Raw genomic sequence first — 26,771 nt, 5'->3', positions numbered from 1 at the left:
CTCCCCCCTAATGATCTTTCATTATCTCTCTCATAACACTTGTAGCATAAACCCCTTTAGGAAGGAAAAATCTAAATACCAATCCTTGTTCGAAGCTCCTGTACTTAAATTCTCTTGGTTTGATTAGAAGCTCTCTCCTACCACCAGCCTCTGCGAGAATTGAGAGCTGTTTCATTTTGAATTCATCCATGCTTATTCCCTCCTCTTCCAAGATTTCCCTTTCTATCTTACCCATCTGACCCTCGGCAAGTCTTGAGGCAAAACCGAAAATTGGCCCAGTTACCATGGCCTCTCCTCGCCTAATCCTCTCATTAACGAATCTTAATGACCCCTTTGTAACCTTAAATGTCTTACTCCGAAGTGGAAGACCTTTTTTCACTTGACAGACTATATCACCCACAAAAGCCTCATTAAGAGGCAAATCCTCTTCTATTCTACGGGATAACACTTTATTGAACAAATAGGACTGATAAGAATGAATGAATATCCGTACTATCGGTCTTGGAAGAACTGCAAAGGCTTTTTTCCAGCTTTTGGTTTCTCTATACTTGTAAAGCATTGCGCGCTCATACCGGAGAAAATTAGGAAACTCTTCCAAAGCTTTTTCTACATTTTTGGTTTCTAAAAAATTCTTCCTAGCTTCATCGCCCATCATGTCTCCAGTATACTCGCCCAAAAACTTTAAAGCTGCCTCTTCAAAGTTCCCTTTTAGTAAAAGCTTCCCAACTTCATGATTAATAACTCTTCTCTCTCCAAAACGCTGGTAACCAAAGTAATTCGGGAACCCTCCCTTAGACTTCAATTCCTTTAGAATCTCACGTGTTCTATTTAGTCCTTTGATAGGATTGACATCCCTAACAATTATTTGAAAATGATTCCCAAGGAGCATGCCAAGCTTTAGAGGTTTTCCAAATCCTACAAACTTTAGAGAAATATCCTGTATATCTAAAGCATCAACACGCTCTTTAACCTCTTCTAGGTTTTCTGTACAAATACTAATATACTGATACGTCACAGCATGTCTGTCTTTAGTCCCAGCGAATCCAATAGCTTTATAATCAATGCTGCTGCGTTTGGCAATTTCCTTTACAGCTGCCATTGTTTCCCAATTCCGCTTTTTCATGATGTAAATCAAACATTTGTTCCCTCTATGCACAGACTTTGGAATAACTTCTTTAACTACAAAATCCTCTGGTCGAGACTTGATTCTTCCACCGATACCTGCCAATGGACTTAAATATTTGAATTGAGCAAAGAATTCTCTATAGTCCATTTTCTTCCACTCACACAAGCTTTAAATCTCCAGTGACTTTATTAACTAGTTCTTCAGGGCCAGGGCCAATTGCCAAGCATGTTATCGTGCCTGGAGGAATTTCTGTTAAGCCTGCATCTCTTATTAGAGCTGTTGGAAGCCCAAGTTTCTCAGCTTCAGCTTTTAGTTTAAATAGATCACTTTCGCTATCTACTTTTACTACGACTTTTTTCTGGCCCTCTTGGAACCATGCTTTAAACCACTCCGGTTTCTCTTTATACGCTTTAAAGGCTGCTGTAACTGCTCCATGAGCTACTTGGACTGCTAACTTTCCCTTACTGAGTTTTAAGTCGCTCCTAACTACTACGACTTGCTTATACCTAAACATTTCACATCCCAAGAGAACCAAATAAAAAGGAGTATATAAAAGTTAAGAAAAGAGTTCAAAGTTGTTCTTCTTTACTCTGGATTTCTTCAGTTTTTTGAGCTTCCTCTTTCTTTGGAATTCCTCCAGGTCTCCTCTTCTTTCTTCCAAGTTCTTTGAGAGCTTTATCATATTTTGACTTCAAGTCAACATAATTGTATCCTAGAACCGCTGAAACTATAATGAAGAGAACTGTAAGGATTGGCCACCAGCTGATACCCTTTTCTGGTAAGTATGCAATGGTAATATTCTGGAGAGCTTCTGCCAGCGTGACCTTACTATCATTATCCAATTCGGCGAGAGTTCTGTTCACATAGGATGGGAGTTCATCTGGGGCGGGATACACCTTTACTTCCTTAATCTCAATTGCTGGTGGAAGTGAGTTTACTACAACTAGATTTCCAAAGCTCTCCTCGTGCCAATTCCCCAGAGGGTCTTGATAAACTAGTTTCGCATTTATTATGGCATTGTCTGCTTTTAGTATTGCATAATCACTTTCAAGAGTCTTTGTTTCACCAGCTTTAATATCACCAACGTATAGTTTTGTCTCTCCATCCATACTATCAGGAAGCTCTAGTTGCAGGGTTGCATTTTTAATGAACTCATACTTCGGATCTTTACCCTCTGCAGAGATCGTGAATTTTAATTTGACGGTTTTCTCTTGGGTATGGACATAAGTGCTCCATGTACCGTTGAAGGCCTCTCCTGTTACAGAAAGCTTTGGAATTGCGTAAACAACAACTTGATCAATCGTATTTGAAATTATACTCTCCTCTTGCCCATCTTCTTTGTAATAAGTTACACTTGCTGGTCCCATCTTATATGTGCCAACTTGTATTGGCTTTAAGGTGTAAAATAATGCTGGTACCTCAGTAAATGGTTCAAGTGTTTTAAGATTCCATGTTCTACTACTTTTAAGTTCAAACCCCGTGGGAATTGGAACAACGATCTTAACATCAAAAGCCTTTCCTCGCCCTTGATTCCTAATATTAACAAAGAGGACTAATTCATCGTTTAGTAGAAGTTTTTCTGTACTAACACTTAACTCAGCTTTTATTTCTGCTTCTCTAATTATCGGTGAAACCTCTGAGCCTTGGGGAGCATAAATCTTTACTTGAACCCTATTGTATTCCAAGTCAACACTATGGAGTGGAATTTCTATTCTAAGTGGTGCTTCTGAAAGCTGATAACTTTTCCCCTCTTTCACCCTAAATGTTGCTATCTCGTTGTTTTGCTCAAAAACGGAAAAGCTAGAATAATATCCAACCGAATTAAGCTTCACTGTGTAACTAGTCTCATTAAGAGTTATTGTGAGATTTTCCCCTTCGTACATTATGTCATTATAAACAAGTTCAGTCGGCTCTGCACTTGGGGCACTTGGCGTAGTACCACCAGTCTCCCCTTCACCCAATTGGAAAACTGTAGTTGGATATTTTGGAAGATACACATCAAAAACTGCATAACTTGTAGTTGCGTTTTTGAGGTAAAGATATAGGTACGGAGAGTATTGAAAATCACCATTTAACTTGTAAGCGACGCCATAATAGTCTCCTTCAAAAATAGTTTGAGTTACAGTTTCATAAGGCAATTTAATTTGAACATCTACCTTATTGTCATAAGTGTTGGTCACTTTTATTTTTATAGCTGGAATTACTACATCATTGAACTTATAAGGCAGGGAATACTCCCCATTTTTGGTAATATTTACATCCCCTTGGACTAACTCCAGATCTGATTCTAAGGATATCAAAATTTTTTGATTGCTTGCTAATATCCACGAAACCCTGACATAAAATATTGGATTTTGAGCATCGGGTACTGGAAGAGAGTACCCAGTGGGGAGCACTTTACTCGTGACAGGACTCCCATCTTTAGCATAAACCTTTATTAGTGCTTGAGTCCATGCCTGATCTACATCTGCAAATTGAATCTTATAATCACCAAAAGTCACTGATTCTCCCAAACCGAGCATTACTTGATCAATGCTAGCTTTTCCAACACTAGCTGATTCCACATAAGGCACAAGTGAAAAAATCAGCAACCCCATCATAATCAGAGGCAATTTTTTCATCTTTTTCTCCTCCACCAACTTGTTTCCTAAATTCATAAAAAGGTAAAAGAATATAAAGCTCTTATGGTTCCAACCTTTTTCTGTCCCTTGGGAATAGTATGACTTCTCGGATATTGCCCAAGTCAAGCATTTGCTTGACCAATCTCTCAGCACCGAGACCAAACCCTCCATGCGGCGGCATGCCATAACGGAATGCTTTTAAGTAAAAGTCAAAGCTTTCCACATTCAGCCCTTTTTCTGCTATTTGAGCCTTTAGTTTATCATATCTGTGTTCTCTCTGACCACCAGAGGTTATCTCTATCCCCCTATACTCAAGGTCGAATGATCTTGAGATCTCTGGCTTATTGTCATATTTCATAATATAGAAAGGCTTGGCACTACTAGGATATTGATATATGAAATAGAGGTCTTCATCATAGGCTTCTTTAATATAACGACCAAGAAGTTTCTCCCCTTCAGTGTCTATATCTTCTCCCCAAGGAATGTCTTTTCCTAACTCTCTTAGGATTTCAAGAGCTTCAGTATAAGTAATCCTTCTGAAAGGAAGCTTTGGTTCTTCAAGTTCAAAATCAAGGGCTCTTAGTTCCCTCTCATTATGCTCTCTCACATAACCAATTACATATGCTACGAGGCGTTCAAGAAGCTGCATCACTTCATCTTCGTTCTCTATAAACGCCATTTCTCCATCAATACTCCAAGCCTCATTTAGGTGTCTAGTAGTATTGTGTTCCTCAGCTCTAAATATTGGGGCTATTTCAAAGACTCTGTCCAACCCTGAAGCCATCATAATTTGTTTGTAAAGCTGCGGAGACTGGGCCAAAAAAGCATCCTTCTCAAAATATTTCATAGGAAAGAGTTCAGTTCCACCCTCTGTAGCTGTAGCTATTATTTTGGGAGTGTGAATTTCTACAAAGCCTTCCTTATAAAAGAAGTCTCTAACTGCTCTAAAGACACTTGAACGGATTTTGAATATTGCCATGACTTCTGGCCTTCTTAGATCTATAAAACGATTATCAAGCCTAGTATCCAATTCAGCTTTAATCTTTCCAGTTGGGTCTAATGGGAGTGGTGTCCCGGCTTTTGACAGAATCTCAATTTTTTCAGGAATAATTTCAAAACCCAATTTTGCTTTTGGAGTGAAGTTAACAACTCCTTCAACCGAAACTACATCTTCACTATTGAGCTTTGGTATAAGTTTAAATAGCTCTTCAGATACTTTCTTTTTTGGTGCAGCGACTTGGGTTATGCCCTCTCTGTCTCGTATCCATAGAAACTTTATTCCACCTAGATCCTTAACTTCATGTACCCATCCGGCTATTCTTACCTTTTTCCCATTCAACTCTTCAGTGATTTGACTTGAATAGTGTGTCCTATACATGCTTAAACCTCCAAAAAATAGAATCAGATAAAAGAGATCTTTACATCAGAGCCAACGATTTTAGATAATATATTTTCCAAAATTTCCTGCCTCTCAGGAAGCTTCTGCTTATCTCTTCTAAGTATCAAGACTTTGTAGTACTGTCCAGCTGGAGCATACACTACATTAACCCCAAAGACACTTGCAGGATATAATAAGTCTATTGCCAACTTTTTGATGTCTTCAGTCCCCTTTATTTCCATCCCTTCAATTACTCTCACTCTCTTTCCAAGCTCCCTCATAAGGAGCTTGATATTTTTGCCACCCTTCCCGATGACAAGAGGGACATTTCCCTCTCCTACCATTATAACTACTAGGTCACCAGCCTCTACTGCTTTTTTAAATTCTACATCAACGTCTCCTAAGAGCTTGTAAAGCATCCTTGAAATCCTAACATCCATCTCAGAAATAACCCCCTCTTGCAGTTTCTTTTCATCTGCTGGGCATAAAATATCCTCCGTTTTAAGACACACCTCACAGATTGGTGCTTTCATTAGCTCACCTCCCAGTTATTTGCAAAAAATGAACATAAGCTAACACTCTTTTGTAGATGTTATTTAAAAACCTTATCCCCTCGCAAAAAGAACTGAAAAGTGAGCTGTTCACTCTAAAATCAAGACCTCAAAAAAGATGTATCTCACAAAAAACCCTAAAGCTCTCCTTCAATTTCCTTCTGTATTCTTTTAATAAATTCCTCCACGAACTTATGTCTTTCGTTAGCAAGCTTCTTTGCACTTTTGGTATACATCAAATCTTTAAGTTTCAATATTTTCTCTTCAAAGTGCTTTAATGAGAATTCTATATCTCTCCCATGCTCTCCCGAATACATGAATACTCTTGCAACTCCGATTGCACCTATGGCATCAAGTTTATCCGCATCGCTTAGTATTTTTGCCTCAATGGTTTTTGGTTCCGGAGGTTTTGAGAACCGGTGAGCTTCGATTGCATGAACTACTTCCTCTATCTTGGGATATCCAAGAGAACCCAAAAAGCGACGGGCAATTTTTGCACTTTCTTTTGCATGATCATCCACAATTCCCTTGTCTTCCAAAGGCCGTGCAATATCATGAAGCAATGCTGCTAAAGCTAGAACTTCAAGATCAGCCCCTTCATCCTTTCCTAAATGTAAACAAAGATTAAAAACTCGTTTAATATGAGAAAATCCATGAGTCCCCTCTCTTTCAAAGAAATTTTTAGCAAATTGCTCTGCTTTTCGTATAAGCTCCAAACTAGCATTATTATGAATATACTCCTCGATTTTCATCGTACTCACCCAATTCTACTTTCTATTATCGAATTAAGCAAGGTTATGAGATTCTTATGAAGTTCAAGTGGAATTCCATCAACGCTAAGCTGAGGTTTTTTAACAACCCCATCTATAACCCCTGCAGAAATTAGAGCCTCCAGAACTCTTCTTTCATCCCAATTTTTCAAGAGATTCTCCTTAACTTCAAGAGAAACTTGAGCAATTAACCCATACGCACCCCAATTGGAAACTGCAGCAAGTATTAATTCATCAACTTCTATAATACTAGTTATTTTCTCTCCAAACCTGATGTACTTCTTAATGAGTTCGGCAATATTTCCCATTCCTATCTCATTTCCTCCGTCCCCAATTCCAATGGTAGGTATCCCAAGCTCTCTCGCTTTCAAAAATAATTCATCAAAAGGCGGCATTTTAATTTCTAATGCACTCATCGAATAATATCTTCCATCCTTTGCCCGTCCAGGGGTTTCAACACTTATCAAAAGAGAGTACTCTTCAACTGAAGGATTCTCTGCAAAATTAACTTTAAACTCGTTGAGGGCTCTTCTTATTTTTTCACACGTTAATATCTCCGCCTTCCCTCCAAGTTTTTCAATTGCCTTATATAGGGCCAAAGCACCAGGTGGACCGTCAGTTTCTACTATTTGCATTGGAGGTATTGGAAAACATGTCACAATGAGAACATTATCTAGGTTTTTTAAAAAGAGATCTTTAGCATCCTCTAAAAAATTGAAGTTTTGCTTTCGATATTCCAAATAAACTTCCAAAATGTCCCTTCCATAGATATCAGTGTTGATTAGATGTGCAATCATCTTTCATTCCCCAAGCTCATATACAATTATTTTGACCTTTTTTCCCTTTATGACCTCTTTAAGTTCCCACCATAGATTAGTAGGACGTTCTTGCCTATGCACCAACTCATCCCCATTCTCCAGTTTCACTAGCTTTTCTTCAAATTTTATGAAAATCCCTTCCTTATTGAATATCTCCCTCATTTTCTAAATCCCCCCAGTATACTTCTAAGCTGATGAAGGCTCCTAATTTCAATGGTAGCAAAATTATAATCCTCTATGCCTTCACGATTTATCCAGATAGCCATCATACCAACATTTCTAGGGCCATATACATCCTGATTTAAGTCATCTCCTATCATTACAGCTTCTCTCGGTTCTATTCCCAACTTCTCACACCCATATAAAAATATTCTAGGATCAGGCTTCACAGTTTTTACATCTTCTCTTGTTACAATAACATCGAAGTACATGTCAAGTTTTGTTATCCTGAGTTTCAATTTCTGATACTCTGGACCACTAGTTATTACCCCTAACTTATATCCCTCTTCTTTTAACCACTCCAAAGTTGGGATTACATCCGGAAACACCTGAATTTTGTGGGGATAACTCTTTATCAACTCTTCATACCTAAACTCAAGTCCAAAGCTCTTAAAGAAAAAATTCCAATCATGCCATTCGTAAGTATTTTTTCTTTCTGCGATTTCTCTAAGAAATTTTAGTCGAGCGTCACCTTTGGATATTCCAAGTTTTTTTGAGAGTGTATCATATACCTGTGGAAGAAATAGCATAATGAGAGGTTTTTCTGTTAAGAGAGTTCCATCTATGTCAAAAAAGATAGCTCTCATGCTACCACCTCTTAACTAAGAGAGAAAGTATCTCAACGCGGCTGTTTAAGCCCTCTTCCATTTTTATTCCCCAGATTATGTCTTTTTCTTTCAGGAAATTCTGAAAATTATAAAGTATTTTATGTGCATCGCTTAAGGGAACATTTTCTCCTACAAGAATGTTTATCAAGCCTTTATCCCAGATTCCCCAATGCCACTCAAAGTTAACTTTAGTTAGCAACCGTAGGATCCCTACATTATTGCCCCTAACTATGTTAAAGAAGTCAGCATAATCAACATTTACTAACATTTGGTTTTCAAGATAGTAATGAAGCCTAGTGAACATAAGTCCAATATTTTTTGCTGCCATTTGAAAGGCCGTTTCTAGTGAAACATCTGTGTAATCATGTAAGAATTCCCATAGAGAATCATAGAATACTGTATCGAATTCCTGGGCCCACCACGGTTTCTTTTCATGTACCAGCTCTTTTTGAGGGGTCAAGATGTACGCAAGTTTTAATGGATTTTTAGGCAGATAATCAAGAATAATCTCTAATATCTCAATATTTATTGGCTTATTTTCTAACACAATCCATAGAACTGCATTATCTGGAATGTCCCAGAAGGTCTTCCTGATTTTCTTCTTGAATGAGGATTTCCCCAATAAATAATAAGAGGGGTTTATGGAGAACTTTAGAACTTCTTCTATTCCAATATTTTGGACAACTCTATTACCATTGTTCCCGATCCCAATAAAAATATGAGGAAATGAAGGCATACGAATCACTCTAATGTAGCATGTTTTCTCTTCATATCCTTTTCTGTCTTTTGGAAAGTGGCCATCAATAGGGCTATTATCCCATCTAAAAACAGCATTGTTGAATCTTCAAAAAGTGTTCCCATTGGGGCTATCCACTTATACTCTGTGAGCATTTGCCTAGCAATGTAGTCAGTGGGGATATCTGCTTTTGTCCTTCCTGGTATTTCCACAACCACATCAGAAAGCTTTCCAAGAGTTGAATCCTTATATGATGTTATTGCTACAACTTTTCCCCCTTGTTTTTTAGCAATCTCTGCTGCATCTACTATAGTTCTGGTTTCACCACTCCCACTGATTGCTATAAGGAGATCTCCTTCACCAAACGCAGGAGTTATTGTTTCACCTACAACATAAACGTCAAAGTCAAGGTGCATTAACCTCATTGCAAAGGCTTTTCCTACTAGACCACTTCTCCCAGCGCCATAAATAAATATTTTATTTGCCCCAATCATTGCATCTACCATTCCCCTGACTTGATCCAGTTTTAAAGAATCAGCTACCATGTCGATATGGTCTGTGATATCGTGAATCGCCTTTCTAATCGTTTGCATGTATTCACCCCAGAAGAGGTCAAGTATCTTCTTGGTAATACCTTCAGGATCTTTCGTCTTTGTTATTGCTCCTCCAACTATGATAATGGTAGCACCGGCTTCTATAACCGTAGGGATTGTCTCTAAATTTAACCCGCCGGCCACAGCAACCGGGACTTTTACTGCCTTTACAACTTTTTCTAGATCTTCAAGTGGATCTTTTCCTTGAGCTTGTTCATCTATTCCTGTATGAACAAGAATATAGTGAACTCCCATCTTTTCAAGTTCTTTTGCCCTTTCTACCTTGTCCTTAACTCCGATTAAGTCCACCATTACCTTTATTCCATACTTTCTACCTACGGTAACTGCGTCTTTTATGGTTTTGTTGTCAGCAACTCCAAGTATCGAGACGACATCTGCCCCATGTCTAGCCGCCATTTCTACTTCAAGTGCCCCTGTATCCATAGTCTTCAGGTCAGCTACTATTTTTCTATCAGGGAACCTTCTTTTCATGAGTTCTACTGCTCTCATGCCTTCCTTCTTTATGAGTGGTGTTCCAACCTCGAGCCAATGAGCCCCACCACGAGCTGCTTTTTCTGCTATAGAAATAGCTTGTTCTATATCCGTTAAGTCAAGTGCCACTTGTAAGATCATCTTAACGTACCTCCCCAATGATCCTCAAACTTAACATCAAGAGGGTTACTTTTAACTTTAACCCCTTCACCATTAATCACTCTCTCCCATAAATTTAAAAATAATAAGCCCAAAATAGCCTCACGTGAGAAATATGGTCACTTTCATTCCTTTTGGAGAAAAACCAAATAGAGATGGAGTCATATATGCCCTTGAATTACTTAGAAAAAATAAGATAATACAAGATTTCATGGTGGTCGAATCAAGTAATGTTGAACTCTTAGCCGATAGACTGCCGTTCGACAAATGCTACATAGTAGGAGATCACTTAGCCACTTATGGAATAATTAAACGTGTTAAACCACGAGCATTGATAAGTGTCGATGCTCATACTGACTTAATGCATGACTACCTTGACCATGGCTCATGGCTTGCTTATAGCTTAGAAGAGCGACTAATTGATAGGGCAAGTATAGTTGGGCCAGTGTTAATGATTCCCACAACTGAGGGGACAAGCTTATGGACACGGCGAGTTAGGATATTTCCAGCTCTCCCAAGGAGCAGACGTGTAAGAGGGACATGGAGAGCATATAAAAGTTTAAGAACTTCCCCTCTCAAAGAAATCATCAAAGATATGAAAAAATACCTAGGAGACGAAATATACCTAACCGTTGATATGGATGTTTTAAAACCAGAATACAAACTCGCTAGGTTCCAACATGGAGAACTAACATTAGATGAATTGATTGATATTATAGAAGAGATTAAAAAGAATTTCAAAATAATTGCATGCGATATTGCTGAGGTTTCAGACAGAATAAAGAGATCTAAACTAGGAAAGAAAGCCCTAATTGAACTTTATACAACTCTTATGGGGGAGGAAGATGGTACTCAGTGATAAGGAAATTAGAGAAATAATAACACCTCTCTTACTTTCAGGAGCAAAGATGCTTGATAAACACTGCCCCAGATGTGGCTCCCCACTATTTGAACTAAATGGGAAGGTATTCTGCCCTGTTTGTGAGCAGAGGAAAAAGCATGGAGAAGTCGAATTAAAAAGTGTTGAGGAAAATCTGATACAGAAACTGAACATGTTAGCAAACACCCTTCCCAATGATGTTAATGAGTTAAGAAAATACTTAGAAGTTATGGACATGATAATCACACTGCTAGAAAAATACAAGAGAATGGAGGGAAGAAAGTGAAGCTTATGAAAATCTTAGAAATTCTAAAAAATGAAGAAGCAACAGTTGAGGAGATTGCAAATAGAACAGGGATGGACATTCCCCAAGTAAAAAGACTTCTATTGAGACTTTTGGGCCAAGGGAAGATAGAAAGTCTCGAGAAGAATGAAAATTGGTTTGGAAAGCTAAAGAAAGGGATAAAGCTGAAGAGAAATTCAAGTATATCTAAGCTTTCTCTGCTTTTTCCCAGTATTCATTGAATTTGTCCTTGAATAGTTCGACTATTCTGAAGTCTTTAATCCACACTTGGGTCTCATAATTAAAGTATCTAGCGGCTAGATCTTCTAAAGCGAAAAAGACTTCTTCATCACAAATCAACATTGGAAGCTCTATCTTATCAAGAACTCTAAGTTCCAGTTTTCCGTCTTTATAATAATCCATGATTTTTGAAGTTTCAAGTCTAGGAAGTAGTTGCTTTAAGACAAGCAATTTTGCTTTAACTCCCTTATCCACCGCGGCAACTATCTCTTTATCAAGATTTGCCGCAACATATCCATTATCAGCGAGTAGTATTTCTTTCTCAACTTCTTCTAACATTTCTTGTGTCTTTAAAGTTGAATTTCTAATTCCTCTTACCACCCAAACTCTTTCAACACCATATTTTGGAATTTCAGTTTCTATTAGAGGTGTCATTAGCTCTATAAGTTCCTCTTTTGCCTTTTTCTTTGCTTCAAGTTCTTCTTTAACCCTCTCTTGCCAGTCCTCTATAAATTTCTCCAGAATGTTCTTAGGATGTACAGGCCTATATTTATTGGCCTTTCCAGGCTGGCTTAGCGCAAATCCCTTCTTTTCCAAGCTTCTTAGCACATCATATGTTCTAGGAGCTGGGACTTCTGAAACACTAGCCAGCTCTGCAGGTGTAAGGATTCCAAAGCCTACCAAAGCAACGTACGCTCTGGCCTCATATAAATTCAACTCGAAGTGTTCCTGTAGAAGTTCTACAATTTTTTCTTTTACCATTTTAACCACCTCTTCTTTTTATAAAAAAGTCGACGATCTATATAAATTTTTCTTATCACTGTTAGTTGCTCTTTTTCTACATAACAATTTTATTTAGAATGTATGATTATGCAATTCTGCTACTCTTAATATTATTAAAAATACACTATGAGAAGTGTAATTGATTTTTTACATACAATTCATTAAAGACAGTAAAATTTTGAGCAAAGTGATTGGGATTTACCACAAATGTTTCCCAAAACTTTATAATACCTTTGTCTCTCACTCCTCATGACGGCAAAATGAACGCCGAAAATTATAAAAGACTCAAACAACTTATAGATAAATTGCGAGAGTTTGATGGTGTTATCCTGGTAGAAGGAATGCGAGACGAGGTGGCTTTACGAAAATTGGGGGTCGAAACGGAGATAATTAAACTTTCCCGCTTGCCATTAGCGGAGATTGCACTAACAGCCTCTCATTATCATGATATAATGATATTAACGGACTTTGACAGAAAGGGTGAAGAACTGGCAAAGAAATTAGCTCAATATTTAGAAGGGTACAAATGTAGAGTCGATGTCGAAACAAGAAAAGAGTTCAAAAAAATAGCAAAAAAATACATTAAAGGTATTGAAGACCTATATGGCCTATATTTACGGGCTGAAAATCTCCGTTTCTGACCCCCAACAGGAGGGGTATGGATTGAAGAGAAAGAAGACTACAATCCAGCAGATTTTGCTTGATAAGCAAAGAATGTTAAAAAAGAAGGAGATAGAAGGTGATAGCATGGCTGCGAAGGATGATTTTGGAACAACAAAGTATGTAATCCACGCAGAATTTGAAGCAAGTGGGATTGTCGAACGACCAGATGTTGTTGGTGCTATTTTTGGACAAACTGAAGGCTTACTCGGGGATGATTTGGATCTAAGAGAACTGCAAAAAACTGGAAGAATTGGAAGAATAAAAGTTGATGTTCATACGAGAGCTGGAAAAAGTTATGGAAGTATAACAATTCCCTCCAGTCTAGATAGAGTAGAAACTGCGATTTTAGCAGCTGCCTTAGAAACTATAGACAGAATAGGACCATCAGAGGCTAGAATCAAAGTAATGAGAATTGAAGATGTTAGAGCAACAAAGAGAAAGTACATTATCGAAAGAGCCAAAGAGATTCTGGAGACTCTTATGGAAGAGGAAATCCCAGAGACTCAAGAGATTACTGAAGAGGTCAAAAAAGAGGTACGGGCTAAGGAACTCATTGAATATGGTTCAGAAAAACTCCCTGCAGGACCTCATGTACCATTCTCAGATTCAATAATTGTTGTTGAAGGAAGAGCCGATGTGCTTAACCTCCTCAAACATGGGATAAAGAACGCTATAGCCGTTGAAGGTACTTCAATTCCAGAAACTATAATACGACTCAGCAAAGAAAGGATTGTTACAGCTTTTACTGATGGAGATAGAGGTGGGGAACTAATACTCAAAGAACTTCTTCAAGTGGCAGATATTGACTACGTCGCTAGGGCCCCAGAAGGAAAAGAAGTTGAAGAGCTAACCAAGAAGGAGATAATTAAATCCTTAAGGAGCAAAGTTCCAGCAGAACAAGTGATCAATGAACTATTTGCAAAGGGTAAAAGCTTTTACGAACTCGTAAAAGAGAGGGAACAGCAAAAGGTTGCTCCCGTTGAAAAAATAGAAGCTCCAGTTGAAAATAAACCTGAAGTGCCTACAGAAATTCACTCAGAAGCTCCAAAAGTCGAGATTCGAGCCCCTGAAAGGGAGGAAAAGAGAGAAGAGAGATTTATAAAACCAATAAAAATATCAAAACCTCCAGAAATTGATAAATTTAACCAGTGGGTTGAGGAAGTGAAAAAGGACTCAAAGGCAATCTTACTAGATGAAAATAAAAATATCATTGCAGAAATACCAGTAAGAGACCTTTCAAGTTCATTGAACGATAAAGAAAATGTATATGCAATAATTTTCAATGGAATAATAACTCAGCGGCTTATTGATGTAGTTAGTGAGAAAGGTGTTAAATATTTAGTAGGCGCCAGGAAAAGTAACGTTGTTAGAAGGCCAATAAATCTCAAAATACTCACTTTCGCTGAGTAAGCTTTTTTATATTTTTCTAAATACATCATCAATTCAAAATTAAGAAGAAAAATTAAGAAAGATCACTTCTTCTTTGCTCTTTGAAGTTTTGCCTCTTCAAATGCCTTTGTCCATTTGAGTTTTCTTGGGTTTCTGCCCATAAAGAAGTACTTTTCGCACTTCCTCGAACAGAAGAAGTATACTCTTCCATCGTTTCTAACATACATTTTTCCTGTTCCAGGCTCGAATTCCTTTCCACAGTACGAGCAAACGTTCCACCTTGCCATTTACATCACCTTCTTGCCTTAATTTCTCTGGCTTCTCTTTCAGTCTCTCTGAGGATAACTATATCTCCAATCCTAACTGGGCCTTTGACGTTTCTTCTGATAACTCTCCCCTTGTCCATACCTTCAAGAACACGAACCTTTACTTGAGTAACCTCTCCAGTAACCCCTGTTCTTCCTACAATCTCAATAACCTCTGCCGGGTATCCCTCGTCTGACATTTCTCACACCTCTAATGATTGTAAATATAAAAACTCGCTCAATTTAATGAGAGTGAGGAAAAGGGAGCTCACTTAGCGAGCTCCCTAACTTTCATTGCGATTTCTTCAACAAGTTCACGAGCCTTACCAGGCTCGATTATAGCAACACTTGCAGATGGAACTTCAATACCTGCAGCAGCTCCAAGCTCCTTCTTACTTGGAACATAAATATAGGGTATCTCTTTCTCCTCACAGAGGGGTGGTAAGTGAGCCACAATCTCTTCGGGGTCAACATCTTCAGCTATTACTACAAGTTTAGCCTGGCCCCTCTCAACAGCCTTTGTTGTCTCGTTTGTACCTTTCCTAACCCTTCCGGTGTCTCTTGCAACCTCAACTGCTTCAAGAGCCTTCTCAGCAAGCTCTTTTGGAACTTCAAACTTTACGTAACTTGGCTTTGCCATTTCACATCCCTCCAAACTTCATCGTTCATCGAGTCATCAAGTTAGGGAAGGATGCTTGCTTTTTAAATCTTTCCTTTCTTTTAAGAAGGAGAATTAGAAAAGGCAAAAGAAAAGAGTCAACCCTCATATATCACATACTCTTTCTCAGCTATAAACACAGGTTCTACTCTTATTCCTCTAACCTCTACTCTATCCCCATATTTTTCTTTAAGCTTCTCTATGTATGGTTGGATAACGACTGGGAAGTTAGCTTCTCCTTTGAAATAAACCTCTCTGTTCTCTGTGCTTAATCCCTCAGCAACTTTCTCATAGTGTATAATGTCCATATGCGGCTCAAATGCTGCTTTTGGATCATCATTGCTTTCTCCCCTAGTTCTAACAAGATAGATTACTGTTGCCCTAAGATAAAGCCCAAGATTTGAATAATCTTTTCTGAACCCTGCCTTTACTTCGAGTTCTCCACTCTGACCATCTCCAAAAACCCTTATTGGATTCGTTATTTTGCCGTCTACTTTAGGGGCTTCAGTAAGAACTCCAACTGGACCTTTCTGTATAAGAACTAACTGGTATCTCGTAGCATTTGGTAGTTTTAATTCAACTTCTAATGGGATCTCATTAAGATGGTTAACGTTGACATTCTGAGCTATTACTTGTTCACTCACAAGCTCATCCCCATTATATGCCCTGAGTTTTATTGTCGCATCTTTTATATCTCTTCCAAATGCAGATATGTAAAGTCGGGCTTTATATTCTCCTGGGCTTAGCTTCGAAACTGATTTCCAAGTATTGTTTTCATAGATTTCAATCCTATAAACCCCAAATGGAACAAATTCATATGTTGCTACATCTCCCGTACTCTTCACAACTCTAAAGTTCGAGCGTAGCTTTCCAGTAAATCCTGCTTCAGTACTAATAGGGACTCCAAAAGCCAATTTTATGAAATTACTTGTGGCAACCTTATGATAAACCGCAACGGCATAATTTGGGAAGACATAAACAACGTATGGGAAGTTGCCTTTTCCAGGTATAACCTCACCAGTTTGCAGATCTACTGTTTGAACAGGTTCTCCTTGTTGGTTACCGGCTACTATTATTCCTAATTTCTTTCCTTCCTGTTCGATTATCTGGAATTGAATACCGTAGGGACTATAATATGCCTTCTCCCCAATCTTCTGATTAAACGGAAGAACCATTCCGGACCTATCTCTCTCTGTTCTTGATATGGCTCCTCCTAAGTAACTGATAGCATTGAACTTAGCCCAGTCTTGTATCCACACAATAAAATAATTAAGTTGCCAGCTTTCAAAGTCCACTTCACTCTGATTCCCATCATTTGCAAGGAAACGGGCTATTATATAGTCCCTATCCCTCGCATGACCTCCATCTGCACTTGCCCTTCTATTACCCAACAAAGAGCTTTCAATCCAGTATCCATAATCCCACCATGAGGTTGCAGTGTCGTATTCATGTGTATTTTCTCTAAGCCATTTGAGAGTTTCCTCCCAACTTGGGGTTACTGCATCTCTGCTAGCACTAGCCGACTTGTAAGTTGTATTCGCTCCAACAATTGGAATTGGTATAAAGAGGAGTATTAGTAATACCGCATAGAGAGCTTTTGTGGAAGTTTTCTCCTGCATAGATTCTACAATCTTAAAAAGTTCGCCAACTAATATACCGAAAGCAAGTAATACTGCACCTGAAGCGAGGAAAAGAAATCTTACAGCAGTCCACATGAGATAAATTGAAAGTCCGTAGAACACTACCAGAAAGAGACTCTCACTCTTCACTTTATTTTCGCTAAACATGCCCTTGAGGAATTTAAATCCTACTATCGCAGCCCCAATGAGAGAAAGTAAAAAGATTAACCCATCAGTGCCCTTAACTGAATAATACCTCTTCACATCATCCCATGTAGTTTTTGCTAGCTCTTGTACAGTCTCATAAACTTGAGTTGATTGATATGCACCGCTCATCAATGAAAAAAGCTTCGGGCCAACGTAAAGATAGGCCCCGGTGATACCCAACAGTATGACAACAACCACAACGCCAAATCTGTGAGTTTTGTCTGAGTAGTTGAGATACCTTCCTCCATAAAGCATAAGTGTCGTAAGCAGGGTTAGTCCAAGGAAAACCTCAAACGCGAATTTTATATGCCCTCCTACTCTAACAATACCATTGAACGTTAATGCATAGCCCAAGAGAAGGATCGCTAGATAAGCGGGATAAAAATCCCTAGCAAACTTCTTTACATCTTCAATTTTTCCAAAGATAAACATTGTCACGACATAAAGACTTGCAAAACCTAGTAACACCATAAGACCAAACGGCGAACCGTTCCATACTGTGAGCATTAGTACCCCGGAGAGTACAAAGAGAACTCCGAACAAGGATTTTTTCTTGAGATCAATAGACTCAAGATAGTAAAACATAAACAAAACAGAAAAAATAAAGAACATTAAGAATGGACCGTCTCCCCTAGCATTTCCTGAAAACGTTCTCGTCCAATGAGCCACTGAAAACATCATAGCTAAGGCTGCCCAAAGGCCAGCCCACTCAGAATGAAGTTTCTTTCCAAGCAGATAAACTCCGATTATACTGAAGAACCCAACAAGAGGTGGCCACATCTTAAAGACCCCAATCTCATTAACTCCAAAAGCAGAGAACATTTTATAGAGTATTGCTGGAATTATATATAAGCCCAATGGCTCCTTTACAACTGCCCCAAATGGTGCATCAGACAATGAGTAGTACTTAGGAATCCACTCTTGAATTGCAAGCTTGTAAATCTCAAAATGATAGAAAGTGTCTGGATCTATGAAGTACTTAGTCTGGCCTGTTGCAGCCCTAATTTTGTAACCGATAATTCCAATAATAACCACCAGTATGGGAAATAAATACACTCTAACTTTTGAGAAATTAAAAGGTGAGGAAGATTTTTCTCCTCCTTTAGATTTTTCCTTAAATTTCGTTTCCACCATTCTAGATCACCTCACTCAACAGTAACAGACTTCGCCAAATTTCTAGGTTTATCCGGATCATTACCCCTAAGTATCGCTAAATGATAAGCTAGCAACTGTAGTGGTACTATATATACAATAGGACTTAAAAGTTCATCTATTTTTGGCATCTTTAGAAACACTTGGCTCACTTTCTTGAGTTCCTCATTATCTCCAAGAGTTATCACAAAACCTTTTCTTGCATTAACTTCTTGTATATTAGAGATCATTTTCTCAAACGTCTTTCCAGTCGGAGCAATTGCAACTACTGGAACACCATCTTCGATCAGAGCCAATGGCCCATGCTTGAGTTCACCCGCAGAAAGCCCTTCTGCATGAATATAACTAATTTCTTTAAGTTTTAAAGCACCCTCAAGGGCTGTTGCTACACTAGGACCCCTTCCAATATAGAAGAAGTCTCTTTTTATCACTAACTGCTCTGCTAGAGTCTTTATCTTATTCTCATAGCCTAAAACTACTTCCACATATTTTGGAAGTTCTTGAAGCTGTTTTTCAAGGTTCATGAGGTATTTCCTATCTACCGTGTTCAGTTTTTTAGCCAGTGCTATTGCAAGCATCATTAAAACCGTAAGCTGTGTTGTATAAGTTTTAGTAGCAGCAACCCCTATTTCCGGGCCTGCATGGGTATAAAGAACAAGATCACTTAGCCGAGTTGCCATACTTCCAACAACATTTACAATACTCAAAACTTTTGCGCCATTTTTCTTAGCAAGCCTTATCGCCGCTAACGTATCGGCAGTTTCCCCACTTTGAGTTATGGCTATCACAAGGGAGTTTTCATCCACTATATCTTCAAATTCATATCTAAATTCGCTTGATTCCTCTACCAAGACTGTTTTATTCGCTAAACGCTGAAGCAGGTATTTAGCGGCAATTCCTGCATGGTACGACGTCCCCATTGCCACTACAAATATCTTCTCGTACTTTGCTATCTCTTCTGCCACTTTATTTATTATTTCAAGGTTTCCATGTATCGCATCTTTTACCGCTCTCGCTTGCTCATGGATCTCTTTAAGCATGAAATGGGCATAACCCTGCTTCTCTGCCATCTCAAGGGTCCAGTTAATCTCATGGATTTTTTTATCCCTTATATTTCCTGTCTCTAGGTCTTTCACCACAAAAGAATCCTTATCCACAATTGCATACTCCCCATCATCTAAGAATACTACTTTATTTGTATAGGGGAGAAAAGCAGGAATATCGGATGCTGCAAACATTTCATTATTCCCTATTCCAAGAACGAGGGGGCTTTCATTTCTAACAAAATATAAATGATCCCGATCCTCCGTATAAATAATACCCAGAGCAAAAGACCCCTTGAGTCTCAAAAGGGCCTTTCTCAATGCCATTTCAAAGGATTTTGATCTTGCTAGTTCCTCTTCAATTAAATGAGCAATAATTTCAGTATCAGTATCACTCTTAAACTTATGGCCCCTCCTTTCAAGTTCTTCCCTGAGTTCAATATAATTTTCAATTATTCCATTATGAACGACCGCTATCTTACCTGTGCAATCAGTGTGAGGATGAGCATTAACATCATTGGGAATACCATGAGTGGCCCATCTTGTATGTCCAATACCTCTCTTCCCTGGAAGTTGAGCAAGGCCCAATTTCTCCTTAAGTTCGTTTATTTTGCCCGCTCCTTTTTTGATAAAAAGCCTCCCATCTTCTGTTACTACACCAACTGAATCATATCCTCTATATTCAAGTCGTTTAAGACCATCAACAAGAATTTCAGCAGCTTCCCTCTCTCCAATGTATCCTATTATTCCACACATTTCACTGCCCCCTCATTTGCACTGTAAATCGTAATATTCTAGAATAGATTAAAAGGTTTCCCTAAAACCTTTGCTACATCCAATCTAGATTCGAGCCAAAAATTTGTTTTTCAGTTAGAATAGTTCAAAACAATTTCTATCCCTTTTAAGGGTATGGAAATTAGAGATTATGACAACCTGTCCTTCAAGAATAATTGGAACATTTCCAAAAAATCTATATATTTGTTTGTAATGGTATTAGTTTGGGTGGGTAAATGAACAGAACCCTTGATGAATTCATTAAAGGAGATATTAAAATCAGCAAAGAAAATTCATTAAACAATAAACCTCGAAAAAAGAGGCTCAAATCCACGAAACTAGACCAATTCCTACCTAATGAACACATAGACTACTTCAAGGCCCTTAGAATAGGTTCAAAGAGAATACAAAGAATGAAGATAATCGAGATCTCGGCCAAAAAAGAGGAGAGCTAATCAATAGATTCAGCGATTATTGCCTTATCATTGAATTTGAATAAATATGCTCTTTTATCCCCTCTTAATCCTTGCTCTATTCTTCTTCTAACTTTCCAGTATTCAGTATCGGGTATGGAGATTTTAAGAGTAGCCCTCCCATATCCCTCTCTTTTTAGAAACTCATTAATTTTTACTGGATGAAACTCCAGAACACTTTGAACCACGTAGTGTCTTTTGAAGTAATCACTCTTTATTTCTTCGTCACTTGTAGCTAATACTCGCCTTTTCTCCCTCATGAACATCCAGAGATTACCATTAACTATGTGAAAAAGCTCATTTATTAACTCTGCATAATTAATGCTCTGAGGAATTTCATATAAATACTCTCTCACTTCCCTACTCCATTTTACAATGTCTTCTAGATTTGGATTGCTCTCTAGCCTAATACCTCGAGGCAATATAACTGCTGAACGTTCTGCTTTTGCTAGGGGTTCAAAGTAGAAGGTTAGTCTATTAAGTGCACCATAAAGATCTATGTATTCAAATTCACCGTTCCATGGAATCTTCTCCCTTCTTATCTGAGGAGGAAGGTCAAAGATGAAAGCATCTGTTTTATGTTTATATGCTTCATAAACCTCAAGAGGACTAGGTAAAAGGTCTTCAAGCTTCCTCTCAGGCATTTTTGGCGGCCTGGCAGGATCAGAGAAGATGATATCTGCCTCTACCTGGTTAACAATTTCTTCCTTCAAGCTATTCCCATGGATGAAAGTGATTTTATCTCTAACATCGTATTTCTCAGCATTTTTCATCGCATAGAAAAGCTTCTTCCTATCTATATCAATGGCATATGCTTTATCAGCATATTTTGCAAAGAAGATGAGCTGAATTCCTACCCCACAGCTTACATCTGCTATGCTCTCTGGTTTTACTCTTTTAGCCCTGTATTCTGCAACGATCTCGTGGGTAGCATATCTAAGCCCATCTAAGTCCATCCACAGATCTGTTCTTGAGAATTTGTTTTTTGCTCTTATTCTAGCCCTTGCTATTTCAATTATCTCATCGGCACAATCTCTCGGGAGTCTCGCCCTTATTTTTTTCTCATCAAACCCTTGTTTTATCATCTCAACAACTTCTTTGATATATTCCTCCATGCTACCTCATTATTCTTCCTATTTTCGGAATTTTTAAAGATTTGTGCGAAAGGGTTTAAAGAGAGTTGGATTAAATCTAGTGGGATGGAGATGAGGGAACTTAAGAAAAAAGTCTACGTTGCATTGGTTGCTTTGATAATACTTGGAACCTTTTGGTATTCATATGAAAAAGCCTCAAGTTCAGAACTTTATGATTATATTGGAGACGAAGTGTGGTATATCCCAGCTGCTAGAAACGTTCTCCACAAACTTGGCTTTGAACTTCATTATCTAAATGAGACAACAAATTCAGAGGGCATAAATATCATCTCCAAGGGTACAATAATCAAAGGATATGTGAAGGTGAGTGCATTTGGATTTGAATTCACAAGGCCATATACGAGAAACGTTGCTTTCCAAACCCCTCCTCTTCTCTCTAAAATAGGGATAAAACTTGAATTTACACCATTAAACAAAACTCAGACATCTAATTTCGATGAAATTAAATTTAAAATAGAAGTGATAGCCAAGAAATACAACTATACGTACTATAAACCATATGCCAACTTCCCTGGAGTTTACTATGAGATTCCTCAAGAAAACATTGATGAATTTATAGAGGAAGTCAAAAAGATAGAAGGGATTGAAATTGTAAAAGGCTTTCGATATCCTGATAAAGAGAACATCCAAAACTATCTTAACACCGAACATCCGTTTCTTGGAAAAGACATTATAATGCTAGGGATGCTCATAGAGGATAAACCTATTTTTTGGCGTCTCCCTGGACTTATAGAACATGCCATCATAAATCTTATCGTCTTTTTAGTAACATATAAAATCGTGAAAAGTTATTTAGCAGCTTTCATAGCCTTAGTATTTTCTGCATTTGATCCTTTGCTATATGCGACTTCTCTTGCTGCCATGCTTGATATTCACGTAGCATTTTTCACTACTGTTTTTATGTATTTTTTAATTCTCGATAGGTACAGTTTAAGTGGGACCTCAATCGGGCTTGCAGCTTCCACAAAACTCAATGGAGTATTTCCTTATCCAGTGCTGGTTATAAAAACACTAAAAGAGAAAAAAAAGCTCAAAAAAACCGTGATTTCTATAATAGTCTTACCTGCAATTGCTTTCCTGCTCCCACAACTCCCAATAATTATGGCAATAGGCTTCTTCCCATGGCTTTCAGAATTTATCGGAAGCTTTGGATGGCACTTAAGTTACAAAGGTGATCATCCTGCAAATTCACCCTTCTGGGAATGGTTCATAAGCCTCAAACCTTTTGCCTTTCATTACAATCCCGACATATTTGCAGCCACTGATCCCATTTTAATGCTCTCAATGGTCGTATTTATCTTTGCAATTCCTTACGCTGCTATGAAAAGGAGAAAACTCCTAATTCCTTTCGGAATCTTCTGGAGCACAATAGCCTTCTATGCACTCCAGTGGATCCTTGGAGGTAAGACCCAGTTTAGTTTCTATGCAACCCCCCTAGTTCCTCCTGGAGCCGTAACGTTGGGAGTAATGGCATATGACATAATAAAATGGGAATACTTCAAGAATTCGCTCCAAATGTATTGGAAATGGATAAAAGGAATTCTCTTATGGATATGGGAAAAAATCCAGAAGTTTAAGACCTTTTTAAGAAATCTAAAATAGTAGATTGCGCTTCTTTATTTTTTAGTTTTTCTTCGATTTTTTCCAAGGTTTTCCAGCTTTTCCTTACTATGGGCGGAAAAACACCATGCTTCCTATAATATTCCTCTAGAAATCGTCTTGTAATTGGGTCACTAGGATAACCAGATCCTATTTCCCCATAAATTTCCTTGAGTTTCTCTATTGCTCTGTCTCTCGTAACTTTCGCAAGGATTGAAGCTGCTGCTACTGGGATGTACTTAGAATCTGCTTTATGCTCTGCTACTATCTTGGGAGAAAATGATAGTCTCTTCCCAATTACCTCTCCAAAACGTTCCTCCTTTACATCGGCAGCATCTATATAAAGGACGTCGGGTTTGAGATTGAGTGAATTTAATGCCTTGATAAAGTTTTCAACCTCAAATTCATTCATAGTACCTTCTCTATTATCTATCTCCTCAGGAGAAATCTCTAAAATAAAATAATCGTCAACAAGTGTGATTATTTCCTTAAAAAGTTCTTCTCTCTTCTTAGGACTCAGTTTTTTCGAATCTTTAACTCCTAAAGTTTCAAGCTTAGAGAGTTTTGACTCATCTACAACTATAGCCGCTATTACAAGTGGTCCTACAACAGGCCCCCTTCCAGCTTCATCTATGCCCCCAAGTTTCATTTTTTCTACCTCCTTAAAACTAAAGTTCCATAAACCAAACCAAGTATTATAGTGGCTATTCCACTCGGTGGAATATCAGTAAAATATGCCAATATTATAGAAAGTACCTGAACCGAGAGAGTTAAGCCCAAACTAACTCCTAAGATCTTTCTAAGATCATTACTCAACATTAATGCTATTGCACCGGGTAAAACTGCGATAACTTGAAGGGTTATCAATCCCACAGTTCTAACTATCAATGCTCCCGTAGCCCCCACCACCACATAGAGAAGGGTAAGATAAAACCTTGCATTACCAGAGTAACTCTCAAGCCCTTCGGCATCAAAGCTCACAAACAGAAAGTCCCTATAAAATGACAGCATGACAAAGAATATTACTACACCACCCAAGATCAAGAAGAAGAGGTCATTGAGGGTAATTAGGAAAAGTTCACCAGTAAGATAAGAGACTATACTTTGAGAAAATGCAAAGTAAGGTTTGAGTGCCATAACTTTATACAAAATTCCGAAACCTAAGACCGTAAAACCTGCTATAAAGCTAGCTATTATCCCTATTGCTGTATCACTCCCAAACCCCCTATCTTCAAGGAATGCCACCAAGATTACTACAAGAATTGTAACTATTAATGCCATCCAAAGGATTAGAGAAAGGTTTTCAAAAAATAATCCAAGTATCATACCTAGAACCGCACCAAAGAGTAAAGAATGAAAGATAGCATGAGTTAAAAACGCCAGACCTTTCATATTTATTAAGGGGCTAAGCATCCCTAACAATACGCTAACCATCATACCTCCCAAAAGAGCCCTAAGTAGATACTCGGAGATCACTTTTCCTCCCTCCTATGTAAGTGTACATCACCTATAAAACAGTACATTCTCTCGCCAACTTTAACAGCTTTAGAAAGAGGACCATATACTTTTGTGATTATCTCGTCTTTAAGGACATCTTCGGGAGTTCCAAAGGCTATGAGACGTCTGTTAATGAGCATTATTTTATCACCAATCTCCGTTAGAGGGTTTGGATCATGAGTGGTTATGAGTACTGTAATGCCTGTCTCATGTTTTATTTTTGCTATAACAGAAACAACCTCAACTCTCGCGCTAGGATCAAGAGCTGATAGAGGCTCATCTAGCAAGAGTAATTTAGGCTTTGATACAAGTGCTCTTGCAAGTAAAACCCTCTGTTTTTGTCCTCCACTAAGTTCTGCAAATCGTTTGTCCCGTATTCTCCTAAGACCCACAAATTCTAGTGCCTTTTCTGATTCTTTCAATATTTCTTTAGGGATGCTAAAATGAACCAGACCTTTCTTATAGAGTGCACCCATAGCAACTACTTCGATAGCCTTTAGGGGCACGCGCTCATTTAAAGAATGACTTTGAGGGACATAAGAGATAACATCTCTAGCTTTAACCGGAGGTTTTCCAAATACCAGGAGTTTTCCTTTGTACTCCTCATGGAGCCCAGCAATTGTCCTTAAAAGAGTGGTTTTTCCAGCACCATTCGGTCCCAGCAAAAGAAGAGTCTCACCAGTATTTAACTCAAATGTCACGTCTTCAATTGCTTTATAACTATCATAGTAAATGTTCAGATTTTCAGCTATTATCAATGTTCCACCCTCAATTAGGTTTACCTAAAAAATTTAAAAAGTTTATGGAGATTAAATGCCAAATACTCCTCTAATCCCGTTAATCATAAGTTGTACGGTCATTGAAGCTAGAATCGCCACATCATTCTAATAACTGCAAAAAAGTCACAAAGGTAGAGAGGAAAGTCTTAAAAAACAAAAAGAATTCCATTTCACTCACCAAATAACCGTTCAAGCATCCACTTCTCATCAAAAGGCATTAAGTCATCGTAACCCTGGCCAACACCTACAAAAAGTATTGGGGCACCTATACTATGACTTATACTTAATGCTGCTCCTCCTCTTGCGTCTGCATCTAATTTAGTCAAGACAACTCCATCAATTTTAACAGCATCGTTAAACTGTCTTGCCTGCTCTATTATTGCATTTCCAGCCAACGCATCTCCAACAAACATGACAAGATCTGGCTTAGTAACTCTCACTATCTTCTTCATTTCGTCCATTAAATTTCTGTTAAGCTCATTTCTTCCGGCTGTATCAATTAGGACAACATCAATTCCTCTTGCTTTTGCATGCTCTATAGCATCATAAGCGACTGCAGCGGGGTCAGATTTATAGCCATGTTTTATTATCTTAACACCTACCCTTTTCGCATGTTCCTCCACTTGCTCTATGGCACCAGCTCTGAAAGTATCACTAGCTGCTATAACCGCGCTAAGTCCGTGTTTTTTAAGCCAGTTTGCAAGCTTTGCTATAGTTGTTGTCTTTCCACTCCCATTAAATCCAACAAAAACTACTACAAAGGGCTTTTCTCTCTTTGATTTTATTATTTCCAACAAATCTATTCTTTTTTCTGGGGTTAAGACCTCAAGGACTGCGTCCCTAACAGCATTCTCAACAATTTCTCTCTTATTAGTGCCAATTTTAACTTTTTGTCCCACAAGTTTTTGTTTTATTCTCTCTTTAAGTTCATCTACAACTTCCAGGGCAACATCTGCTTCTAGAAGTTCTAGTTCAAGGTCCCATAAAGCATTTTCCACATCTTTCTCACTTATCTCTGTTTGAGCAACTTTATCAACGAATGAGCTTAACTTTTCCTTGAGCTTCCCGAACATTTATCATCACCGGGTTTATGATAATAAGTTGCACTTATAAAGGTGACCTACCTCGCTCTAAAGGATAGGGGTTTTCAGAAGAAAATATAAGCCTCAGCGATAGCTGGTATCATCACATTCTCAGTTCCG

The 26,771-nt window shown here is 38.2% G+C and carries 28 protein-coding genes and 1 pseudogene; 7 read left to right on the top strand and 22 right to left on the bottom strand.

Annotated features, from left to right (window positions below):
• Window positions 1-7: 7 nt before the first annotated feature.
• The 11 genes from truD to hxlAB all read right to left on the bottom strand — a co-directional run bounded on the left by truD (window position 8) and on the right by hxlAB (window position 10,053).
• The gene (gene truD / locus K1720_RS05320; protein WP_251947211.1) at window positions 8-1,273 is read right to left on the bottom strand and encodes a tRNA pseudouridine(13) synthase TruD; all 1,266 of its coding nucleotides are present in this window, start codon (window positions 1,271-1,273) and stop codon (window positions 8-10) included.
• A gap of 10 nt (window positions 1,274-1,283) precedes the next feature.
• Complete coding sequence (pth2, locus tag K1720_RS05315; RefSeq protein ID WP_251947208.1) at window positions 1,284-1,640, bottom strand: peptidyl-tRNA hydrolase Pth2; 357 nt, start codon at window positions 1,638-1,640, stop codon at window positions 1,284-1,286.
• A gap of 55 nt (window positions 1,641-1,695) precedes the next feature.
• Window positions 1,696-3,747, bottom strand: coding sequence for a COG1361 family protein (locus tag K1720_RS05310; protein ID WP_251947205.1), 2,052 nt, complete (start codon window positions 3,745-3,747; stop codon window positions 1,696-1,698).
• A 61-nt stretch (window positions 3,748-3,808) separates the two neighbouring features.
• Complete coding sequence (gene aspS / locus K1720_RS05305; protein WP_251947203.1) at window positions 3,809-5,125, bottom strand: aspartate--tRNA(Asn) ligase; 1,317 nt, start codon at window positions 5,123-5,125, stop codon at window positions 3,809-3,811.
• A 23-nt stretch (window positions 5,126-5,148) separates the two neighbouring features.
• Window positions 5,149-5,658, bottom strand: coding sequence for a KH domain-containing protein (locus K1720_RS05300; protein WP_251947201.1), 510 nt, complete (start codon window positions 5,656-5,658; stop codon window positions 5,149-5,151).
• Between the two features lie 155 nt (window positions 5,659-5,813).
• Window positions 5,814-6,428: an HD domain-containing protein gene (locus K1720_RS05295; protein ID WP_251947168.1), complete on the bottom strand. Its 615-nt coding sequence runs from the start codon at window positions 6,426-6,428 to the stop codon at window positions 5,814-5,816.
• Between the two features lie 5 nt (window positions 6,429-6,433).
• Window positions 6,434-7,243: a DUF4392 domain-containing protein gene (locus K1720_RS05290; RefSeq protein ID WP_251947166.1), complete on the bottom strand. Its 810-nt coding sequence runs from the start codon at window positions 7,241-7,243 to the stop codon at window positions 6,434-6,436.
• A gap of 3 nt (window positions 7,244-7,246) precedes the next feature.
• Window positions 7,247-7,426, bottom strand: a complete 180-nt coding sequence (locus K1720_RS05285) for a hypothetical protein (RefSeq protein ID WP_251947163.1) — start codon at window positions 7,424-7,426, stop codon at window positions 7,247-7,249.
• Complete coding sequence (locus tag K1720_RS05280; RefSeq protein WP_251947160.1) at window positions 7,423-8,070, bottom strand: HAD family hydrolase; 648 nt, start codon at window positions 8,068-8,070, stop codon at window positions 7,423-7,425. Before K1720_RS05280 ends, K1720_RS05285 begins: the two co-directional genes overlap by 4 nt.
• Window position 8,071: 1 nt before the next feature.
• A complete protein-coding gene (locus K1720_RS05275; protein WP_251947157.1) occupies window positions 8,072-8,827 on the bottom strand; it encodes a hypothetical protein in 756 nt (251 codons plus the stop codon).
• A gap of 5 nt (window positions 8,828-8,832) precedes the next feature.
• On the bottom strand, window positions 8,833-10,053 hold the full coding sequence (hxlAB, locus tag K1720_RS05270; RefSeq protein ID WP_251947154.1) for a bifunctional 3-hexulose-6-phosphate synthase/6-phospho-3-hexuloisomerase: 1,221 nt from the start codon (window positions 10,051-10,053) through the stop codon (window positions 8,833-8,835).
• 133 nt (window positions 10,054-10,186) lie between these two features.
• Between hxlAB and K1720_RS05265 the strand changes: the two genes are divergently transcribed.
• From K1720_RS05265 to K1720_RS05255, 3 genes are read left to right on the top strand one after another with little or no spacing between them, the layout of a single operon-like run.
• On the top strand, window positions 10,187-10,930 hold the full coding sequence (locus K1720_RS05265) for an arginase family protein (RefSeq protein WP_251950564.1): 744 nt from the start codon (window positions 10,187-10,189) through the stop codon (window positions 10,928-10,930).
• On the top strand, window positions 10,917-11,237 hold the full coding sequence (locus K1720_RS05260; RefSeq protein WP_251947151.1) for an Sjogren's syndrome/scleroderma autoantigen 1 family protein: 321 nt from the start codon (window positions 10,917-10,919) through the stop codon (window positions 11,235-11,237). The genes K1720_RS05265 and K1720_RS05260 overlap by 14 nt, the downstream gene beginning before the upstream one ends.
• 5 nt (window positions 11,238-11,242) lie before the next feature.
• Window positions 11,243-11,476: a helix-turn-helix domain-containing protein gene (locus K1720_RS05255; protein ID WP_341480982.1), complete on the top strand. Its 234-nt coding sequence runs from the start codon at window positions 11,243-11,245 to the stop codon at window positions 11,474-11,476.
• Here the strand turns inward: K1720_RS05255 and trmBL2 are convergent.
• On the bottom strand, window positions 11,442-12,236 hold the full coding sequence (trmBL2, locus tag K1720_RS05250; RefSeq protein WP_251947146.1) for an HTH-type transcriptional regulator TrmBL2: 795 nt from the start codon (window positions 12,234-12,236) through the stop codon (window positions 11,442-11,444). The two genes, K1720_RS05255 and trmBL2, sit on opposite strands and share 35 nt — an antisense overlap.
• 281 nt (window positions 12,237-12,517) lie before the next feature.
• Between trmBL2 and K1720_RS05245 the strand changes: the two are divergent.
• Window positions 12,518-12,914, top strand: a pseudogene (locus K1720_RS05245) (toprim domain-containing protein); the annotation flags it as partial.
• A 6-nt stretch (window positions 12,915-12,920) separates the two neighbouring features.
• Window positions 12,921-14,330 (top strand): DNA primase DnaG, encoded by a 1,410-nt coding sequence (gene dnaG, locus K1720_RS05240; protein WP_251950561.1) that lies wholly within the window; start codon window positions 12,921-12,923, stop codon window positions 14,328-14,330.
• 62 nt (window positions 14,331-14,392) lie between these two features.
• On the opposite strand, the gene K1720_RS05235 is transcribed toward dnaG, so the two are convergent.
• The 5 genes from K1720_RS05235 to glmS all read right to left on the bottom strand — a co-directional run bounded on the left by K1720_RS05235 (window position 14,393) and on the right by glmS (window position 20,049).
• Window positions 14,393-14,596: a 50S ribosomal protein L24e gene (locus K1720_RS05235; protein WP_055282283.1), complete on the bottom strand. Its 204-nt coding sequence runs from the start codon at window positions 14,594-14,596 to the stop codon at window positions 14,393-14,395.
• A gap of 5 nt (window positions 14,597-14,601) precedes the next feature.
• Window positions 14,602-14,814: a 30S ribosomal protein S28e gene (locus tag K1720_RS05230; RefSeq protein ID WP_004067238.1), complete on the bottom strand. Its 213-nt coding sequence runs from the start codon at window positions 14,812-14,814 to the stop codon at window positions 14,602-14,604.
• A 68-nt stretch (window positions 14,815-14,882) separates the two neighbouring features.
• Window positions 14,883-15,254: a 50S ribosomal protein L7Ae gene (gene rpl7ae / locus K1720_RS05225; protein ID WP_055282284.1), complete on the bottom strand. Its 372-nt coding sequence runs from the start codon at window positions 15,252-15,254 to the stop codon at window positions 14,883-14,885.
• Between the two features lie 116 nt (window positions 15,255-15,370).
• Window positions 15,371-18,232, bottom strand: coding sequence for a peptide transporter (locus K1720_RS05220; protein ID WP_251947144.1), 2,862 nt, complete (start codon window positions 18,230-18,232; stop codon window positions 15,371-15,373).
• 11 nt (window positions 18,233-18,243) lie between these two features.
• Window positions 18,244-20,049 (bottom strand): glutamine--fructose-6-phosphate transaminase (isomerizing), encoded by a 1,806-nt coding sequence (gene glmS / locus K1720_RS05215; protein WP_251947142.1) that lies wholly within the window; start codon window positions 20,047-20,049, stop codon window positions 18,244-18,246.
• Window positions 20,050-20,303: 254 nt separating this feature from the next.
• Between glmS and K1720_RS05210 the strand changes: the two genes are divergently transcribed.
• Complete coding sequence (locus tag K1720_RS05210; protein ID WP_251947125.1) at window positions 20,304-20,522, top strand: PCNA-inhibitor; 219 nt, start codon at window positions 20,304-20,306, stop codon at window positions 20,520-20,522.
• On the opposite strand, the gene K1720_RS05205 is transcribed toward K1720_RS05210, so the two are convergent.
• Window positions 20,519-21,655, bottom strand: coding sequence for a trimethylguanosine synthase (locus tag K1720_RS05205; protein WP_251947122.1), 1,137 nt, complete (start codon window positions 21,653-21,655; stop codon window positions 20,519-20,521). The two genes, K1720_RS05210 and K1720_RS05205, sit on opposite strands and share 4 nt — an antisense overlap.
• 84 nt (window positions 21,656-21,739) lie before the next feature.
• Between K1720_RS05205 and K1720_RS05200 the strand changes: the two genes are divergently transcribed.
• The gene (locus tag K1720_RS05200) at window positions 21,740-23,296 is read left to right on the top strand and encodes a dolichyl-phosphate-mannose--protein mannosyltransferase (protein WP_251947119.1); all 1,557 of its coding nucleotides are present in this window, start codon (window positions 21,740-21,742) and stop codon (window positions 23,294-23,296) included.
• On the opposite strand, the gene rnhB is transcribed toward K1720_RS05200, so the two are convergent.
• The 4 genes from rnhB to ftsY form a co-directional block, all read right to left on the bottom strand.
• On the bottom strand, window positions 23,268-23,942 hold the full coding sequence (gene rnhB / locus K1720_RS05195) for a ribonuclease HII (protein WP_251947116.1): 675 nt from the start codon (window positions 23,940-23,942) through the stop codon (window positions 23,268-23,270). The genes K1720_RS05200 and rnhB overlap by 29 nt on opposite strands.
• A 5-nt stretch (window positions 23,943-23,947) precedes the next feature.
• Complete coding sequence (locus tag K1720_RS05190; protein ID WP_251947114.1) at window positions 23,948-24,769, bottom strand: metal ABC transporter permease; 822 nt, start codon at window positions 24,767-24,769, stop codon at window positions 23,948-23,950.
• Window positions 24,766-25,548 (bottom strand): metal ABC transporter ATP-binding protein, encoded by a 783-nt coding sequence (locus K1720_RS05185; protein ID WP_251947111.1) that lies wholly within the window; start codon window positions 25,546-25,548, stop codon window positions 24,766-24,768. Before K1720_RS05185 ends, K1720_RS05190 begins: the two co-directional genes overlap by 4 nt.
• A gap of 191 nt (window positions 25,549-25,739) precedes the next feature.
• Complete coding sequence (ftsY, locus tag K1720_RS05180) at window positions 25,740-26,642, bottom strand: signal recognition particle-docking protein FtsY (protein WP_251947108.1); 903 nt, start codon at window positions 26,640-26,642, stop codon at window positions 25,740-25,742.
• Window positions 26,643-26,771: the final 129 nt, after the last annotated feature.

Source organism: Thermococcus argininiproducens (assembly GCF_023746595.1).
GTDB classification, from domain to species: domain Archaea; phylum Methanobacteriota_B; class Thermococci; order Thermococcales; family Thermococcaceae; genus Thermococcus_A; species Thermococcus_A argininiproducens.
This window is presented reverse-complemented; position numbering and strand designations above follow the sequence as displayed.

What these genes read in the sequence shown, in the direction of transcription:
- truD (WP_251947211.1), bottom strand. Translation starts at nt 1,273, where the DNA reads ATGGACTATAGAGAATTCTTTGCTCAATTCAAATATTTAAGTCCATTG.
- pth2 (WP_251947208.1), bottom strand. Translation starts at nt 1,640, where the DNA reads ATGTTTAGGTATAAGCAAGTCGTAGTAGTTAGGAGCGACTTAAAACTC.
- K1720_RS05310 (WP_251947205.1), bottom strand. Translation starts at nt 3,747, where the DNA reads ATGAAAAAATTGCCTCTGATTATGATGGGGTTGCTGATTTTTTCACTT.
- aspS (WP_251947203.1), bottom strand. Translation starts at nt 5,125, where the DNA reads ATGTATAGGACACACTATTCAAGTCAAATCACTGAAGAGTTGAATGGG.
- K1720_RS05300 (WP_251947201.1), bottom strand. Translation starts at nt 5,658, where the DNA reads ATGAAAGCACCAATCTGTGAGGTGTGTCTTAAAACGGAGGATATTTTA.
- K1720_RS05295 (WP_251947168.1), bottom strand. Translation starts at nt 6,428, where the DNA reads ATGAAAATCGAGGAGTATATTCATAATAATGCTAGTTTGGAGCTTATA.
- K1720_RS05290 (WP_251947166.1), bottom strand. Translation starts at nt 7,243, where the DNA reads ATGATTGCACATCTAATCAACACTGATATCTATGGAAGGGACATTTTG.
- K1720_RS05285 (WP_251947163.1), bottom strand. Translation starts at nt 7,426, where the DNA reads ATGAGGGAGATATTCAATAAGGAAGGGATTTTCATAAAATTTGAAGAA.
- K1720_RS05280 (WP_251947160.1), bottom strand. Translation starts at nt 8,070, where the DNA reads ATGAGAGCTATCTTTTTTGACATAGATGGAACTCTCTTAACAGAAAAA.
- K1720_RS05275 (WP_251947157.1), bottom strand. Translation starts at nt 8,827, where the DNA reads ATGCCTTCATTTCCTCATATTTTTATTGGGATCGGGAACAATGGTAAT.
- hxlAB (WP_251947154.1), bottom strand. Translation starts at nt 10,053, where the DNA reads ATGATCTTACAAGTGGCACTTGACTTAACGGATATAGAACAAGCTATT.
- K1720_RS05265 (WP_251950564.1), top strand. Translation starts at nt 10,187, where the DNA reads ATGGTCACTTTCATTCCTTTTGGAGAAAAACCAAATAGAGATGGAGTC.
- K1720_RS05260 (WP_251947151.1), top strand. Translation starts at nt 10,917, where the DNA reads ATGGTACTCAGTGATAAGGAAATTAGAGAAATAATAACACCTCTCTTA.
- K1720_RS05255 (WP_341480982.1), top strand. Translation starts at nt 11,243, where the DNA reads ATGAAAATCTTAGAAATTCTAAAAAATGAAGAAGCAACAGTTGAGGAG.
- trmBL2 (WP_251947146.1), bottom strand. Translation starts at nt 12,236, where the DNA reads ATGGTAAAAGAAAAAATTGTAGAACTTCTACAGGAACACTTCGAGTTG.
- K1720_RS05235 (WP_055282283.1), bottom strand. Translation starts at nt 14,596, where the DNA reads ATGGCAAGGTGGAACGTTTGCTCGTACTGTGGAAAGGAATTCGAGCCT.
- K1720_RS05230 (WP_004067238.1), bottom strand. Translation starts at nt 14,814, where the DNA reads ATGTCAGACGAGGGATACCCGGCAGAGGTTATTGAGATTGTAGGAAGA.
- rpl7ae (WP_055282284.1), bottom strand. Translation starts at nt 15,254, where the DNA reads ATGGCAAAGCCAAGTTACGTAAAGTTTGAAGTTCCAAAAGAGCTTGCT.
- K1720_RS05220 (WP_251947144.1), bottom strand. Translation starts at nt 18,232, where the DNA reads ATGGTGGAAACGAAATTTAAGGAAAAATCTAAAGGAGGAGAAAAATCT.
- glmS (WP_251947142.1), bottom strand. Translation starts at nt 20,049, where the DNA reads ATGTGTGGAATAATAGGATACATTGGAGAGAGGGAAGCTGCTGAAATT.
- K1720_RS05210 (WP_251947125.1), top strand. Translation starts at nt 20,304, where the DNA reads ATGAACAGAACCCTTGATGAATTCATTAAAGGAGATATTAAAATCAGC.
- K1720_RS05205 (WP_251947122.1), bottom strand. Translation starts at nt 21,655, where the DNA reads ATGGAGGAATATATCAAAGAAGTTGTTGAGATGATAAAACAAGGGTTT.
- K1720_RS05200 (WP_251947119.1), top strand. Translation starts at nt 21,740, where the DNA reads ATGGAGATGAGGGAACTTAAGAAAAAAGTCTACGTTGCATTGGTTGCT.
- rnhB (WP_251947116.1), bottom strand. Translation starts at nt 23,942, where the DNA reads ATGAAACTTGGGGGCATAGATGAAGCTGGAAGGGGGCCTGTTGTAGGA.
- ftsY (WP_251947108.1), bottom strand. Translation starts at nt 26,642, where the DNA reads ATGTTCGGGAAGCTCAAGGAAAAGTTAAGCTCATTCGTTGATAAAGTT.